The organism is Kitasatospora sp. HUAS MG31 (assembly GCF_040571325.1).
Taxonomy (GTDB): domain Bacteria; phylum Actinomycetota; class Actinomycetes; order Streptomycetales; family Streptomycetaceae; genus Kitasatospora; species Kitasatospora camelliae.
This window is the reverse complement of the sequence record NZ_CP159872.1, coordinates 2,308,250-2,323,917: the sequence shown is the minus strand read 5'-3', so window position 1 is coordinate 2,323,917 and position 15,668 is coordinate 2,308,250. Positions and strand designations below refer to the sequence as shown.

Genomic DNA, 15,668 nt, shown 5'->3' with positions numbered 1-15,668 from the left:
CCGACTCCCTGGCCGACCCCCGGCCGGCTCCGACCGACTCCCTGGCCGACCCCGCCCGCGCGCCCTCATCCGCCCGCTGACCTGCACGTCAATCGGACATTGATTCGACCCTGATGAGCTGTCGGCACCTTGGGGACACCGGGGACGCCGCCGACCGGCGGCGCCCGCCCGGCCAGCCTCCGCCAGTCGTGAAGAGAGCGCCATGCCCAGCCACCTGACGCCCGTCCGGACCCCGCTCGTCCCCGCCCAGGCGGGCGAGCGCGGCACCACCCCGGAGCCCGCCGCTCCCGCCGTGGAGCCGATCCCCTTCGCCGGCCTGCGCCTGGTGCACGCCGCGCTCCGCCGCGACCTCGCCCGGCTGCCCAACGCCCTGCGGCTGCTCCAGCCCGGCGACGAGACCGCCGGCCAGGCCCTCCAGCGGCACTGGGACTTCGTCACCGCGATGCTCACCTGCCACCACGAGCAGCAGGACAGCCGGCTCTGGCCGCTGCTGCGACGCTTCGCCCCGGAGCTGCGCCTGCTGCTCAACTGGCTGGAGGCCGACCACCACAACCTCGACCACTCCTTCACCCGGGTCACCACCCTGGTGCGGATCGCCACCCGCGACCCCGCCAGCAGCTGGTCGGTCGGGTACGCGGTGGAGGAGCTGGCCGCCCGCCTGGAGACCCACCTGCGGATCGAGGAGCGCCAGCTGCTGCCGCGGATGGAGGGCGTCTTCCCGGCCGGCTCCCGGATCGGCACCCTGCCCGAGCTGCTCGACCTGATCCGGTACGCCGACGGGCCGGCCGCCTCGGACGCGCTGGTCTGGCTGCTGGAGGGGGTCGACCCGCAGCAGGTGGACCGGCTGCTCGCCGACTGCGACGACGACGTCGCCCGGCACTGGCCGCACTGGCGGGACACCTACGCCCGCTGCACCGACCAGCTCTGGGGACCGACCGTCTGAGGGCGACCCCCTGAGGGCGACCCCCTGAGCACACCCGCGTGCGCTCAGCCCAGGAGGCCGGCGGGCCTGGCGCGGTCGGGGCGTTCGGCGTCGACGACGATGGCGGTGAGGATCAGCCCGTCACGGACCATCCAGCGGCCGGTGAACCCGGTGACCGCGACGCCGTGCAGGGTCGGGCCGGGGATCAGCAGGCGGGCGGTGAAGGTGCCGTTGGCCGGGTCGGCGGTGATCAGCGCGTCGTCGAAGTCCAGCCAGCAGCGGGCCAGCGGGAACCACGCCTTGTACACCGACTCCTTGGCGCTGAAGAGCAGCCGGTCCCAGGACACCTCCGGGGCCCGGGCGGCCAGTTCGCGGATCCAGATCCGCTCGCCGGGCAGTGAGATCGCCTCCAGCACGCCCTCGGTCAGCTCGGCGTTGGGCTCGGCGTCGATCCCGACGGTGGCCACGCCGGACAGCCGCCCGAGCACCGCGCCCCGGTAGCCGGCGCAGTGCGTGATGCTCCCCACCACCCCGGTCGGCCACAGCGGTTCCCCGCGCAGCCCGGAGATCACCGGGGCGGCCGGCAGGCCGAGCCGGGCCATCGCCCGGCGGGCGCAGACCCGCGCGGTGGTGTACTCCTGGCGGCGCTTGGGCACGGCCTGGGCGACGGCGGCCTCCTCCTCGGGGAAGAGCATGCCGTCCAGGACGTCGTCGCAGGTGTCCACGGACACCACAGACGGGCCCACAATCGTCTCGATCATGATGAATTCCCGTAGGTGGAGACTCCCGCGCTGGTCGCGCACGGATGGTGAAGCCGAGCGGAATTCAACGTAGCCTCGGCCGTGACTTGCGAGAATGGCGGACGAGCGAAACGCGGGTCGGGGATTCGGCGTGCAGGGGCGGTAGGTGGTCGGCAGGGGTTGAGGCCCCCTACCGCACGGGCGAGGCTGGTAGCCGGGCCCGCCCAGCACCGAGGCGCCGGGCCGCCGAGTCGGACGGTGGGCGTATGCAGCGGGGAACGTGGGGCCGTGCGGTGCCCGCACGGCTGGGGCTGGGATGCCTGCCGCTGGGCGGCGGGTACGGCCGGGTCGACCCCGCCCGGGCGCTGCGGCTGGTGCGCCACGCGCTGGACTCCGGCGCCGCCCTGCTGGACGCCGCCGAACCGGACGCCGGGGGCGAGGTCCTGCGCCTGGTCGGACGGGCCGTGGCCGGCCGCCGGGACGAGGCCGTGATCACCGCGCACAGCCGCCCGCTCACCGCCCCCGCCGCGGACGCCGCCGCCACTCCTGCCGCGGCCTGCGACCGCGCGCTCGCCCTGCTCGGGGTGGACCACCTCGACCTCTTCTACCTGCACCCGCCCGGCTCCCCGGAGCCGGTCGAGGAGACCGTGGGCGCCGCCGCGGCGCTGGTGGCCGCCGGCAAGGTCGGCGCGCTGGGCATCGCCGGGGTGGACGCCGGGCAGCTCGTCCGGGCCCACGCCGTGCACCCGCTGGCCACCGTCGCGGTGGAGTACTCGCTGCTGGACCGCGGCGCCGAGCGGGACCTGCTGCCGGCCGCCCGCCGGCTGGGCCTGCTGGTGACCGCCGTCCGGCCGCTCGCCGGCGGGCTGCTGGCGGGACGGATCGCCGCACGGGCCGACCTCGGCCCCGGCGACGCCCGGCTGGCCGACCCCCGGTTCTCCGTCGAACGGCTCGCCGCCGTACGGGAGTTGCTCACCGAGCTGCAGTCCACCGCCAGCCGGCACGACCTCGGTGCGGCCCGGCTGGCGCTGGCCTGGCTGCTCTCCCGGGGCGAGGACGTGCTGCCGCTGCCCGGCACCCGGGACCGGGTGCACCTGGAGATGAACCTCTCCGCCCGCCGGATCGAACTGCCCGCGCCGGCCCGGGAGACGCTCACCGCGCTGTTCGCGCCGCCGTCCTAGGACGGGCCCCCGCGCCGGCCCTCAGCCCGCGCGGTGCCGGCCGGCCTGGTCGTGCGGCGGGGCGATCAGCGAGGCGGCGATCGCCTTGTTCACCGCGTCGATCCGGGAGACCGCGCCCAGCTTGACGAACACGTTGCGCAGGTGCCGCTTCACGGTGGCCTCGGTGATCACCAGCCGGGTGGAGATCTGACTGTTGCTCAGTGCCTGCGCCACCAGCTCCAGGATCTCCAACTCCCGGGCGGACAGCACGCTTTCGGTCGCGCCCTGCATCTGCGCCAGGCTGTCCCGGGAGACCGCCAGCACCATCCGGTCCGAGCCGCGGTGCACGCTGCGGATCGCCGCCAGCAGCTCCTGGCCGTCCACGCTCTTCAGCAGGTAGCCGCGGATCCCGGCGTTGATCAGCCGGCGCAGCAGCTGCGGGCCGTCGTACATCGACAGGATGATGATCTGGGAGGCCGGCGAGAGCGCCCGCATCCGGGTGACCGTGTCGGCGGGCTCGCCGCCGGGGAGTTCGACGTCCAGCAGCACCACGTCGGGCCGGTGCCGGGCGACCTGGGCGATGGCGTCCCCGCTGGTGGCGGCCTCGCTCACCACCACCATGTCGTCCTGCGACTCCAGGATCTCGCGCACCCCCTCGCGGACCAGGGCGTGGTCGTCCACCAGGACGACGCGGGTGGGGCTGGTGGACGAGGCGGCGGCGGGGGAGGGGTCAGCCGGTCTGGTGTCGTTCGGAATCATCGAGGAGTCGTCCTTCGAGAGGTACGGAGAGGTCCACCCGGGTGCCGCTGCCCGCACGGCTGTTGACCAGGAGCCGCCCGTTCAGCAGCTCGGCGCGCTCGTGCATGGAGAACAGGCCCACCCCGGCGTCGGCCGGACGCTCCGGCGGCAGCCCGCGGCCGTCGTCCTCCACCGAGGCCTGCAGCTCGTCGGGGGTGATCTCGACGTTCACCAGCAGCACCGAGGCCCTGGCGTGGCGCAGGGCGTTGCGGACGCCCTCGCGGAGGATGAGGAACACCTCGTCCAGGACCTCCGGCGGGGCCCAGGTCTCGTCCCCGTTCACCCGCAGCCGGACCGCCACCTCGTCGGAGTCCACCGACTCCAGGTAGGTGCCCAGCGCCTTCTCCAGGCTCTTCAGCGGCTCGTGCGCGTGCAGGTCGGAGGTGACCGCGCGGAGGTTGTGCATGGACTCCTGGATGGCCTGCTGGGCGGTCGCCAGCTTGACCCCGGCGCGGTCCGGGTTGGTGTCCAAGTAGAGTGTGTACAGTTCGAGTTGACGGTGCGTCACACTCATGCCGTGCCCGATCCGGTCGTGCAGCTCGCGGGCTATTCGGCGGCGCTCGCCGATCTGCGCCTCGTGCACCTTGTTGAGCAGCAGGCCGGTGTACGCGGCCACCGACTCGCGGATCCGCAGGGTGATGCTGCGCTCCAGCGAGAGGGTGATCAGGGTGAAGGTGTCCAGCGACTGGGGGCCGAGGCCCAGGTACTCGGACATCGTGGACAGCGCGGCGTGGAAGAACACCGAGGAGGCCTGGATGGACTCCCTCGGGTGGACCCCGTCGGCGGCGCGGGTCGCGCCGATGTCCCAGGCGAGCAGCTTGTACGAGCGGTCCACCTCGACCCGGCCGGCCCGCAGGCTGGAGACCACGTCGGAGATGATCTGCCGGGCGTTGGCGAGGGCCTGCGTCAACGAGACCGGACTGTGCACGACGGCGTTGTTGACCGCCCGGAGCTCGGCCTCGTACGCCTCGACGATCTCGGACGCGCGCCGTTCGATCAGGTCCGCCACCTGCTGGTGAGTCGTCAAGGGTGCTTTCTCCCAACCGGTGACGTGCCATCCCCCGTGTCGCCTTGGCCACGCCGGGTCAAGGTATCAGACCTCTGTGTAGATGCGGGGTCTCGAACGTGGATTCAGCGAAAGCGCCTTTACCGTTCGGACGTGGGCGAACGTCAACTCAGCGGGACGGCCAGCACGGTGAGTCCGAGCACCAGATGGGTCGCGTGCTGGGTCCACATGAAGGCCACGTACGGACGCCGCCGCCGGGACCGTCCGACCCGCCCGCGCAGCCCCTCGCTGGTGACCAGCACGGCCAGCGCGCCGACCAGGACGGTGGCCGCGCACCACAGCAGCCGGGTGGAGAACAGCCCGGCGAAGGCGCCGAACGCCAGCGCCACGCCGACCGCCAGCAGCCGCAGCAGCCGGGTCGCCCCGTCCACCCCGAAGACGATCGGCCAGGTCATCCGGCCGGCGCTGCGGTCGCCCTCGATGTCCGAGAACTCCTTGGCCACCCCGCCGACCCCGCCCATCCAGAGCGTCATCATCCCGGCGAACACCAGCAGCGAGCCGTCCAGCCGGTGCCCGCCGGCCAGGAACCCGGCCAGGTAGGTGTTGAGCCCGGCCGCCAGCCCGGTCGCGGTGCAGGTGTAGTACGTCCGCTTCAGCGGGAACGGCGGGCCCGAGTACGCGTAGCCGAGCAGCAGGTGGAGCGCGAGGAGCGCGGCCGGCCCGGGGCCGAGGGCGAGCGAGCAGGCCAGGCCGGCCGCGCCGAGTGCCACGGCCGCCGTCAGCGCGGTGCGCACCGCCAGCAGGCCGGAGGCGATCGGCCGGGTCGAGCCGTTGCGGACGTCCTCCGGCCGGTCGGCCACCCCGTTGAAGAGGTAGATCGCGGTGGTCGCCAGGAGCCAGCCGGTGGCGCCGACCGCCACCCGGCCGGGGTTCAGGAAGCCGCCCGGGTGGCCGAGCACGGCGCCGGCCAGATATCTGAGCAGGAAGGCGACCTGCACACTCGGCCGGGCCTCGCGGACGCAGTTCCAGACGGTCTGTCGGATGCGCGGTGCCACCGGATTCCCCCTCGGGGGCGAAGGAGCGCCCCGGTCGTCGTCGGACGTGGGGAAGTCCTCTTCCCGGCTTCGAGTATGGGCAGTCGCACCGCAGGTGGCACCGGTCGCGACCGAGGAGTGGCCCGAGGGGGAACCGGGCGCTACTCCCTTCGATACCCGCCGCTCATCCCTCCGGTGAGGATGCGGGGACATCCGTCTCAGCACCGTTGTCCTGGGCTCCAGCCGCTCTCTAGTTTGGCCGTGGCAGGGCCGGTCGACACCGGCTCCCCGAGGACCGCACGTCCACCACGACGCACCGCTGTGAAGGGATCCGAACCGTGAAGGCTGACCGGCTGCCCCACCGCTACCAGGCGTTCGTTCCGATGACCCTGCCCGACCGCACCTGGCCGGACAAGACCCTCACCGCGGCGCCGCGCTGGCTCTCCACCGACCTGCGCGACGGGAACCAGGCGCTGGTCAACCCGATGACCCCGGCCCGCAAGCTGGCCATGTTCGACCTGCTGGTGGACATGGGCTACAAGGAGATCGAGGTCGGCTTCCCGGTGGCCAGCCAGGACGACCACGACTTCGTCCGCCTGCTGATCGAACAGGACCGGATCCCCGAGGACGTCCGGATCTCGGTGCTGGTGCAGGCCCGGGACGAGCTGATCCGGCGCACCGCGGAGAGCCTGCGCGGCGCCCGCAGCGCCACCATCCACGTCTACAACGCCACCGCCCCGCTCTTCCGCGACGTGGTGTTCGGGATCAGCCGCCAGGAGTGCGTGGACCTGGCCGTCCGCGGCACCGAGTCGATGCTGCGCCACTCCGAGCGGCTGCTGGCCGACTGCGACCTGGGCTACCAGTACTCCCCGGAGCTGTTCAACGAGACCGAGCCGGAGTTCGCGGTCGAGGTCTGCGAGGCGGTGATGGACCGCTGGGAGCCCGGCCCGGGCCGCGAGATCGTACTGAACTTCCCTGCCACGGTGGAGCGTTCGACGCCGAACGTGTTCGCCGACCAGATCGAGTGGCTGGACCGCACCCTCTCCCGCCCCGCCTGGCGCTGCCTGTCCATCCACCCGCACAACGACCGCGGCACCGGCGTCGCGGCCACCGAACTCGCCCTGCTGGCCGGCGCCAAGCGGGTGGAGGGCTGCCTGTTCGGCGGCGGCGAGCGGGCCGGCAACGTCTGCCTGGTCACCCTGGGCCTCAACATGCTGACCCACGGCGTCGACCCCGGCATCGACTTCTCCGACATCGACCGGGTCCGCCGGACCGTGGAGTACTGCTCCGAGCTGCCCGTCTCGCCCCGCCACCCGTACGGCGGCGAGCTGGTGTACACCGCCTTCTCCGGCTCGCACCAGGACGCCATCAAGAAGGGCTTCGCCGCGCTGGAGGCGCAGGCGGCCGAGGCCGGCGAGAGCGTCCGGGACCGGGACTGGCGGATGCCGTACCTGCCCATCGACCCGGAGGACGTGGGTCGCAGTTACGAGGCCGTGGTGCGGATCAACAGCCAGTCCGGCAAGGGCGGGGTGGCGTACGTGATGAGCGCCTGGCACGGCCTGGACCTGCCCCGCGACCTGCAGATCGAGTTCGCCCGCACCGTGCAGGCGGTGGCCGACGCCACCGGCGCCGAGATCACGCCCGACCGGGTCGGCCGGCTCTTCGAGCAGGAGTACCTCTCCACCGCGGACGCGACCAAGCCGCTGGCCGTCCGGCACGTCCCGGTCCTCACCGAGCTGTTCGTGGACGGCGCCGGACCGCTCAGCGCGGACGGCGCGGTCCGCTCCGGCGAGCTGGACAGCCTCTGCACCACCCTGGCGCCCTGGGGCGTCCTGGTGACCGGACTGGAGCACACCGGCCCGGCCGGCAAGTCCCAGGACCCCGGCCGCGAGGCCGCCGTCTACGCCCGCTGCACCTTCCCGGACGGGCCCGCCTGGGGCTTCGGCCGCGGACCCGACCTGCACGCCGCCGCGTTCTCCGCGGTCCGTGCCGCCGCCGCCCGGGCCGGCGAGACCTCGCCCGAGCCCACCGGGGTCCCGGTCGCCGGGCCCGCCGCCGCCGAGCGCGGCTGACACCGTCACCGCCGTACCGACATGGGGGAACGAGAGACATGATGCTGGTCGAGAGAGATGAGCACCTGGCCCTGCTGGCCGGTCTGCTGCTCGAAGCCGTCCAGGGCCGCGGCCGGATCGCCGTGGTGAGCGGCCCCGCCGCCGTGGGGAAGAGCGCCCTGCTGGAGGAGTTCACCGAGCGGGCGCTGGACGAGGGCGCGCTGCCGCTGACCGCGGTCGGCGCCGCCGCCGAGACCGCGATGCCGCTCGGGGTGATGGGCCAGCTGCTGCGCGGCGCCCCCGTCCCGGCCGAGCAGCGGACCGCCGTCCGCGAGCTGCTGGCCGCCGGGCCCGGCGCAGGACCGCACGCCGCCCAGGAGTTCACCGGCCTGCTGCTGGAACTCGCCGAACGGCAGCCGCTGGCCCTGGTGGTGGACGACGTCCAGCACGCCGACGAACAGTCGCTGGCCTGCCTCTCGTACCTCACCCGCCGGCTGCGCGGCTCCCGCGTCATGGCCGCCTTCGGCCACGCCGGACCGCCGGCCCACCGGACCGCCGACTTCCACCTGGAACTGCTCCGCCGCCCCAACTGCCGCAGCCTGGTGCTCCCGCTGCTCACCCCCGGCGGCGTGGACACGATGGCCGCCGAGCGGCTCGGCCGGGAGGCCGCCGACCGGCTCGCCGCCGAGTGCCACCGGATCAGCGGCGGCAACCCCGTGCTGGTCGGCGCCCTGCTCGACGGCGAACACGCCGCCCGCCGCGCCGGAGCCGCCGAGGACGGCGACCTCACCGTCGGCGACGGCTACGGCCAGGCCGTCCGCGCCCTGCTGCACCGCGGCGACCCCGCACTGGTGCCGCTCGCCCAGGGCCTCGCCGTGCTCGGCTCCACCGGCGCGGTGGACCGGCTGCTCGGCCTGGACGGCGCCGAGGTCGCCCGCGGCCTGCGCGAGCTGGAGGCCGCCGGCCTGCTGGCCGGCGGCGACTTCCGCCACCAGGTCGCCCGGGCCGCCGTCCTGCTGGAGGTGGACGCCGAGCGCCGCGCCGAACTGCACCGCCGCGCCGCCGAGTTGCTCCACGCCGGCGGCGGCGCCGCGGCCGCCGTGGCCGAGCACCTGCTGGCCGCCGGACAGGTCGCCGAACCCTGGGCCGTCCCGGTCCTGGAGGAGGCCGCCACCCTCGCCCTGGCCGAGGGCCGGGTCGGCCCCGCCGTCGAGTACCTGCGGATGGCCTGCCGGATCTGCGAGGACGAGCCGCGGCTCGCCCGGATCCGGACCGCCCTGGTCCGCGCCGAGTGGCGGATCAACCCCAGCGCCCCCACCCCGCACCTGGCCGAGCTCACCGAGGCCCTGCACCGCGGCCACCTCCGCCCCGCCGACGGCCTGGTGCTCGCCAAGGCCCTGCTCTGGCACGGCCGGTTCGAGGACGCCCGCAACGTGCTCACCGCCCTCGACCTGGACGGCAAGCTCGACGACCCGGAGACCGCCGCCGAACTGCGTACCACCCGCCCCTGGCTGCGCTGCTGGTACGCCCCGTTCCTCGACCACATCCCCGCCGCCGAGGAGCCGGCCGCCGGCCCGCGCCCCGGCCCGTCCACCGCGGTCAGCTGGCGGCTGGAGGCGGCCACCGCCCTGGACGCGGTGCTCAGCCGCGGCCCCTCCGAGCAGGTGGTCGCCGAGGCCGAGCGGATCCTGCGCACCTCCCGGCTGGACGAGATGGGCATGGACACCGTGGAGTCGGCGCTGCTCGCGCTCACCTACGGCGACCGCGCCGACCGGGCCGCGCCCTGGTGCGACGGCCTGATCGAGGAGGCCATCACCCGTCAGTCCCCGGGCCGCCAGGCCCGGCTGGCCACCATCCGGGCCGAGATCAGCGTCCGCCAGGGCGACCTGCCCGGCGCCGAGCGGTACGCCCGCCAGGCGCTGGAGATCATCCCGGCCAGCAGCTGGGGCGTGGCGGTCGGCGGTTCGCTGGCCAGCCTGCTCACCGCGCTCACCGCGATGGGCCGCTACGACGAGGCCGCCGAGCAGCTCAACCTGCCCGTCCCCGAGGCGATGCTGCAGAGCCGGTACGGCCTGCACTACCTCCAGGCCCGCGGCCGGTACGAGCTGTCCACCGGCCACCTGGACGCCGCCCTCGGCGACTTCCTCGCCTGCGGCGACCTGATGGGCCGCTGGGGCCTGGACGTCCCCGGGCTGATCGCCTGGCGCGGCGACGCCGCCGAGGCGATGCTCCAGCTCGGCGACCGCGAGGAGGCCCGCCGCCTGCTGGAGGAGCAGCTCGGCCTGTTCGGCCCGGCCGCCCCGCGCGCCCGCGGCGTGGCGATGCGCCAGCTCGCCGCCACCTACGAGCTGCGCCAGCGCCCGGCGCTGCTGCGCAAGGCGGCGGACATCCTGCAGGAGGCCGGCGACCGGTACGAGCTGGCCCGGGCACTGTCCGACCTGGCCCGCGCCTACCACGACCTGGGCGAGCTGCGCCGGGCCCGGCTGACCGCCCGCCGCGCCTGGACCCTGGCCGAGGAGTGCCGGGCCCAGCCGCTCACCCGGGTGCTCGGCGTGGAGTTCGGCTGGAACAGCGGCGAGCAGCCCGAGCGGGAGAGCTCGCCGGCCGCGGCCGACGTGGTGCTCAGCGACGCCGAGCGCCGGGTGGCCGAGCTTGCCGCGCACGGCTACACCAACCGGGAGATCGCCAAGCGGCTGTACGTCACGGTCAGCACGGTGGAGCAGCACCTCACCCGGGCCTACCGGAAGCTGAACGTCGGCTCCCGGGTCGACCTGCCCACGGCGATGGCCGCGCTGACCCGGGTGGGCTGAATTCCCGCCGGGGTGCGGCAGGGGCCCCCTTAGGGGCGGACCGGGGTGTTCCAGCCCCGTCCGCCTCTGCTGGAATGCGTCTGTCAGTCGTCCATGGCCGGAATTTCCAGAAAGGGGGGCGACATGACGCTGACCCTGTCAGAGATGGACGTGTCACCGCTCGCGAAACGGAACAGGGTCTTTCCCCGGGTCGTCGGCATCGCCACCGCGACACCGCCGAACTCCTATTCACAGCGCGAACTTCTCGACATATTCGGGATAACGGACCAGCGCATTCGATCGCTCTTCATGAACAGCGCGATCGACCGCCGCTTCCTGACCCTCCCGCCCGAGGAGGAGGACGGCGGCGGGCGGCGGATGGAGACCCAGGGCGAACTGCTGCGCAAGCACCGGGCGTCGAGCGTGGAGATGGGTGCCAGGGCGGTGCGCGAGGTGGTCGCGCGCACCGGCTTCGACCTCTCCGAGATCGGCTACATCTGCTGCGTCACCACCACCGGTCTGCTCACCCCCGGGCTCTCCGCGCACCTGATCAAGGAGCTCGGCCTGAGCGTCCACACCAGCCGGCTCGACGTGGTCGGCATGGGGTGCAACGCCGGGCTCAACGGCCTGAACGCGGTGGCCGGCTGGGCCGGCGCCCACCCGGGCCGGCCGGCCCTGATGGTGTGCGTGGAGACCTGCTCGGCCGCGTACGTCTTCGACGGCACCATGCGCACCGCCGTGGTCAACAGCCTGTTCGGCGACGGCGCCGCGGCGGTGGTCCTGATGGCCGACCCGGTCGGCCTGCTGGACCTGCCGGAGAGCGGGATCCGGGCCGAGGGCCCGACCATCCTCAAGTTCTCCAGCTGCATCATCCCGGACGCCATCGACGCCATGCGCTACGACTGGGACGACGACCAGGGCAAGTTCAGCTTCTTCCTGGACCGCGACGTGCCGTACGTGGTCGGCGCGCACGCCGAGCTCATCATCGACCGGCTGCTCGCCAACACCGGGGTGCGGCGCAGCGACGTCGCCCACTGGATCATCCACTCCGGCGGCAAGAAGGTCATCGACTCGGTCCAGATCAACCTCGGGCTGACCCGGCACGACGTCCGGCACACCACCGGCGTGCTGCGGGACTACGGAAACCTCTCCAGCGGCTCCTTCCTGTTCTCCTACGAACGTCTGATGGCCGAGGGGCTCGTCAACGCGGGCGACTACGGCGTCCTCATGACGATGGGCCCCGGCTCGACCATCGAGACGGCACTCGTCCGGTACTGACCGGAATCCACCAGAACACCTTCCGCACCTCCGGAAAGAGGGAATTCCCATGTCCGTCAGCGAACTGCTCCCCGAGCGCACCGATTCCACCGGGATCCACGTCCTGATCGACTGCTCCGAGCCGCTGACCGAGCGGTTCATCGGGCAGCTGGTCAAGGTCTGCGACGAGCTGGAGGACGCGAAGGAGCCGACCTTCGCGGTGCTGCACGTCGAGGGCGCGGAGGGCGTCCGCGAGCTGCCCTGGCCCGGCGAGGTCGGCATCCACCTGATCAACAAGTGGGAGCGGGCGCTGCGCCGCCTGGAGCGCTCCCCGGCCGGGGTGATCGCGGTCGCCAGCGGCGACTGCGCCGGCCCCGCGCTGGACGTGCTGCTGGCCGCCGACCACCGGATCGTCACCGCCGACCTGAAGCTCAGCCCGGCCGTCACCTCCGGCCGGCTCTGGCCGGGCATGGCCGTGCACCGCCTGGTCCAGCAGCTCGGCGTGGCCCGCGCCCGCCGACTGGTCCTGTTCGGCACCGAGGTCCTGGCCCGGGAGGGGATCGAGTTGGGTCTGTTCGACCGCGTGGTGGCCGACCGCTCCGGCATCAGCGACGCCGTGCAGAGCGCCGCCGACCTGCTCAGCGGCCTGGTCGGCAGCGAGCTGGCGATCCGCCGCCGGCTGCTCCTGGACGCCACCGCCACCGGCTACGAGGAGTCCCTCGGCGCCCACCTGGCCGCCTGCGACCGGATGCTCCGCAACCAGTTCGCCGACCGCGCCTGACGCACCGCGCCTGACGCACCGCGCCTGACACACCGCGCCCGACGCACCGCGCCCGAGCCGCCGGGCCCGGGCCACCGTGCCCGGGCACCCCGCCTTTTCGCGGCGCGGGAACCCACCGCGCCCACCCACCGAGGGAGTTGCTGCCATGAACGCCTCCGCCGTCACCCCGGAAACCGCCCGGACGGTGGACACCGCCCCCGAGGCCCGGCTGGCCCGGCAGCGCTACCTGCGGGAGCACGCCGGACGGCTGTACGCCGAGCTCACCGCGGACCGCACCGTGTACCTGCGGCTCGACGAGCTGCTGCGCCGGGCCGGGGAGCAGTACCCCGGCCTGGTGCCCGGCGCCGACCGGATGGCCGCCGAGCGCGGCCTGCGCCAGGTCGACAAGGAGGGCCTGGAGATCGACCAGGGGATCTTCCTGCAGGCCGTGCTCGCCCACCCCGAGTCCGGCCGGCACCTGATCGACGCCATGCTCCGCCCCACCGAGCGGGCCCTGGGCCTGCTCGCGGAGTACGGCGCGACCGGGCGGGCGGACCTCGGCGCGGCGCGGATCGAGCGCCGGGACGGCACCGCCCACGTCACCATCCACAACGAGCACTGCCTGAACGCCGAGACCAACGCCCACGTCGAGGCCCTGGAGACCGCGGTCGACCTGGTCCTGCTCGACGAGGCCAGCAAGGTCGGCGTGCTGCGCGGCGCCCCGATGACCCACCCCCGCTACCTCGGCCGCCGGGTCTTCAGCGCCGGCATCAACCTCACCGAACTGCACGAGGGCACCATCGGCTACGCCGACTTCCTGATGCGCCGCGAACTCGGCTACATCAGCAAGATCTACCGCGGCGTGCTGCTCGACGAGGACCAGGCCTGGCCGCAGCGCACCCGGGAGAAGCCCTGGGTGGCCGCGGTGGACACCTTCGCCATCGGCGGCGGTGCCCAGCTGCTGCTGGTCTTCGACCACGTGATCGCCGCCGCCGACGCCTTCTTCAGCCTGCCCGCCGCCCAGGAGGGCATCGTCCCGGGCCTCGGCAACCTGCGCCTGGACCGGTTCGGCGGCAGCCGCGCCGCCCGTCAGGTCATCCTCAGCGGGCGGAAGATCTGGGCCTCCGAACCGGCCGGCGCCGCCCTGTTCGACGAGGTGGTCGACCCCCGCGCGGTGGACGCCGCGGTGGAGGCCGCCGCCACCCGGCTGGCCGGCCCCGCCGTCGTCCCCAACCGGCACATGCTGCACCACTCCGAGGAGCCGGTCGAGGTCTTCCGGCACTACCTGGCCGAGTTCGCCCTCCAGCAGGCCCTGCGGCTGTACGGCCTGGACGTGATCGCCAAGGTCGGCCAGTCCTGGACCCGCAACCGCCGCACCGCCGAGGCCGGCTGATGCGCCCGATCGAGGCGATGCTGGAGATCCTCCGCGCCGAGGGCGTCACCACCGTCTTCGGCAACCCCGGGACCAGCGAACTGCCCTTCACCGACGCGCTCGCCGCCGCCCCGGACTTCAGCTACGTGCTCGGCGCCCACGAGGGCTCGGTGGTCGCCATGGCCGACGGGTACGCCCGGGCCACCGGCCGGACCGCCTTCGTCAGCCTGCACATCGCCGCCGGCCTCGCCAACGGCCTGGTCGGGCTGCTCAACGCCAGCCGCTCCCGCACCCCGATGGTGGTCACCGCCGGACAGCAGGACCGCCGCCACCTGGCCGCCGACCCGATGCTCTCCGGCGACCTGATCGGCCTGGCCTCCGCCGCCGTCAAGGAGACCTTCGACGTCCAGCACGCCCGCGACCTGCCGCTGATGCTCACCCGGGCGTTCGCCGCGGCCCGCCGCACCCCCGCCGGGCCGGTGTTCCTCTCCGTCCCGATGGACCTGCTCACCGAGGACACCGAGGTCGAGCTGCCCGGCCGGACCGTCCTCGCCCCGCCCGGCCCGGCCACCGAACTGGACGCCGCCGCCCGGCTGCTGGCCGCCGCCGACCGTCCCGCCATCGTGGCCGGCGACGCGGTCGGCCGGGACGGTGCCACCGCCGAGCTGGTCGCCCTCGCCGAGGCGCTCGGCGCGGTGACGTACCACCAGCCGATGAACGACAACCTGGACTTCCCCACCACGCACCCGCTGTACGGCGGGATGCTGGTCGCCACCCACGCCGCGATCCGGGAGACCCTCGCCGCCCACGACACCGTGCTGATCGTCGGCACCCACGCCTTCATGGCCCACCACTACACCCCGGGATCGCCGATCCCCGAGGGCACCACCGTGCTCCAACTCGACGCCGACCCGGCCGAACTGGGCCGGAACTTCGGCGTCCGGCTCGGCCTGCAGGGCGCCCTCGGCCCCTCCCTCGCCGGCCTCGCCGCCGAACTGGCCGGCCGCGTCCCGCAGGCCGCCGCCCGAATCGCCGCCGCCGCGACACGCGCCGCCGCCGAACGGGCCGAGACCGAGCGCGCCGCCCTGGCCGCCTACGGCCCCGGACCGCTGGACCCGCTGGCCGCCGCGCACGCCGTGGCCGCCGGCCTGCCCGCGGACGCCGTGCTCGTCGAGGAGGCCATCACCACCGGCCTGCGGCTGCGCCGGGTGCTCCGCCAGGACCGCCCCGGCTCCTACGTGCACACCGTCGGCGGCGGCCTCGGCTGGGGCATCGGCGCCGCGATCGGCCGCCGGATGGGCGACCCCACCCGCCCGGTGGTCGCCGTCCTCGGCGACGGCTGCGCCATGTTCGGCCTGCAGGGCCTGTGGGCGGCCGGCCACTACGGCGTCCCGGTCACCTTCGTGGTGATGAACAACGGCGAGTACCGCACCCTCAAGGAGACCCTGGACGGCTGGGACAGCCGCTCCACCCGGGTCGGCCGCTACCTCGGCCTCGACCTCGCCCCGGAGGCCGACGGCGCACGGCACCGGCTCGACTTCCGGGCCGCCGCCGAGTTCTTCGGCATCGAGTCCGTCCGCGTCGACGACCCCGCCCACCTCACCGAGGTCATCGCCAAGTCGGCCTCCGCCACCGCGCCGCTGCTGGTCGACGTGCCGATCACCGGACACGTCCCGCCGCAGGCCGACCCGCGGCCGATCCCGTACCCGACCCCGCACACCCCGCACACCCCGCACACCCCGCCGCACTGACACCGGACGTCCGCGCGGCCCGAACACC

General features: G+C 74.1%; 12 protein-coding genes. 8 read left to right on the top strand and 4 right to left on the bottom strand.

What is annotated here, in order from left to right:
- The first annotated feature begins 202 nt into the window (after positions 1 to 202).
- A complete protein-coding gene (locus tag ABWK59_RS10535) occupies positions 203 to 943 on the top strand; it encodes a hemerythrin domain-containing protein (protein ID WP_354639905.1) in 741 nt (246 codons plus the stop codon).
- Positions 944 to 987: 44 nt separating this feature from the next.
- On the opposite strand, the gene ABWK59_RS10530 is transcribed toward ABWK59_RS10535, so the two are convergent.
- Positions 988 to 1,683 carry a 4'-phosphopantetheinyl transferase family protein gene (locus ABWK59_RS10530; RefSeq protein WP_354639903.1) on the bottom strand — a complete coding sequence of 232 codons (696 nt, stop codon included), beginning with the start codon at positions 1,681 to 1,683 and terminating at the stop codon, positions 988 to 990.
- A gap of 245 nt (positions 1,684 to 1,928) precedes the next feature.
- Here ABWK59_RS10530 and ABWK59_RS10525 point away from each other — a divergent pair, with 245 nt between their 5' ends.
- Positions 1,929 to 2,843, top strand: coding sequence for an aldo/keto reductase (locus ABWK59_RS10525; protein ID WP_354639901.1), 915 nt, complete (start codon positions 1,929 to 1,931; stop codon positions 2,841 to 2,843).
- A 21-nt stretch (positions 2,844 to 2,864) separates the two neighbouring features.
- Here ABWK59_RS10525 and ABWK59_RS10520 read toward each other — a convergent pair whose 3' ends face one another.
- From ABWK59_RS10520 to ABWK59_RS10510, 3 genes are all read right to left on the bottom strand, one after another.
- Complete coding sequence (locus tag ABWK59_RS10520; RefSeq protein WP_354639899.1) at positions 2,865 to 3,581, bottom strand: response regulator transcription factor; 717 nt, start codon at positions 3,579 to 3,581, stop codon at positions 2,865 to 2,867.
- Positions 3,553 to 4,647 carry a sensor histidine kinase gene (locus tag ABWK59_RS10515; RefSeq protein WP_354639896.1) on the bottom strand — a complete coding sequence of 365 codons (1,095 nt, stop codon included), beginning with the start codon at positions 4,645 to 4,647 and terminating at the stop codon, positions 3,553 to 3,555. The genes ABWK59_RS10520 and ABWK59_RS10515 overlap by 29 nt, the downstream gene beginning before the upstream one ends.
- 143 nt (positions 4,648 to 4,790) lie before the next feature.
- Positions 4,791 to 5,681, bottom strand: a complete 891-nt coding sequence (locus ABWK59_RS10510) for a UbiA family prenyltransferase (RefSeq protein WP_354639895.1) — start codon at positions 5,679 to 5,681, stop codon at positions 4,791 to 4,793.
- 317 nt (positions 5,682 to 5,998) lie between these two features.
- Between ABWK59_RS10510 and ABWK59_RS10505 the strand changes: the two genes are divergently transcribed.
- From ABWK59_RS10505 to ABWK59_RS10480, 6 genes are all read left to right on the top strand, one after another.
- Positions 5,999 to 7,732: a 2-isopropylmalate synthase gene (locus ABWK59_RS10505; protein WP_354639893.1), complete on the top strand. Its 1,734-nt coding sequence runs from the start codon at positions 5,999 to 6,001 to the stop codon at positions 7,730 to 7,732.
- Between the two features lie 38 nt (positions 7,733 to 7,770).
- Positions 7,771 to 10,521 (top strand): helix-turn-helix transcriptional regulator, encoded by a 2,751-nt coding sequence (locus ABWK59_RS10500; protein ID WP_354639891.1) that lies wholly within the window; start codon positions 7,771 to 7,773, stop codon positions 10,519 to 10,521.
- 144 nt (positions 10,522 to 10,665) lie between these two features.
- Positions 10,666 to 11,778 carry a 3,5-dihydroxyphenylacetyl-CoA synthase DpgA gene (dpgA, locus tag ABWK59_RS10495; RefSeq protein WP_354644903.1) on the top strand — a complete coding sequence of 371 codons (1,113 nt, stop codon included), beginning with the start codon at positions 10,666 to 10,668 and terminating at the stop codon, positions 11,776 to 11,778.
- 49 nt (positions 11,779 to 11,827) lie between these two features.
- Complete coding sequence (dpgB, locus tag ABWK59_RS10490) at positions 11,828 to 12,538, top strand: enoyl-CoA-hydratase DpgB (protein ID WP_354639889.1); 711 nt, start codon at positions 11,828 to 11,830, stop codon at positions 12,536 to 12,538.
- Between the two features lie 145 nt (positions 12,539 to 12,683).
- On the top strand, positions 12,684 to 13,910 hold the full coding sequence (gene dpgC, locus ABWK59_RS10485; protein ID WP_354639887.1) for a (3,5-dihydroxyphenyl)acetyl-CoA 1,2-dioxygenase DpgC: 1,227 nt from the start codon (positions 12,684 to 12,686) through the stop codon (positions 13,908 to 13,910).
- Positions 13,910 to 15,640: a thiamine pyrophosphate-binding protein gene (locus ABWK59_RS10480; RefSeq protein ID WP_354639885.1), complete on the top strand. Its 1,731-nt coding sequence runs from the start codon at positions 13,910 to 13,912 to the stop codon at positions 15,638 to 15,640. The genes dpgC and ABWK59_RS10480 overlap by 1 nt, the downstream gene beginning before the upstream one ends.
- The last annotated feature ends 28 nt before the right edge of the window (positions 15,641 to 15,668 follow it).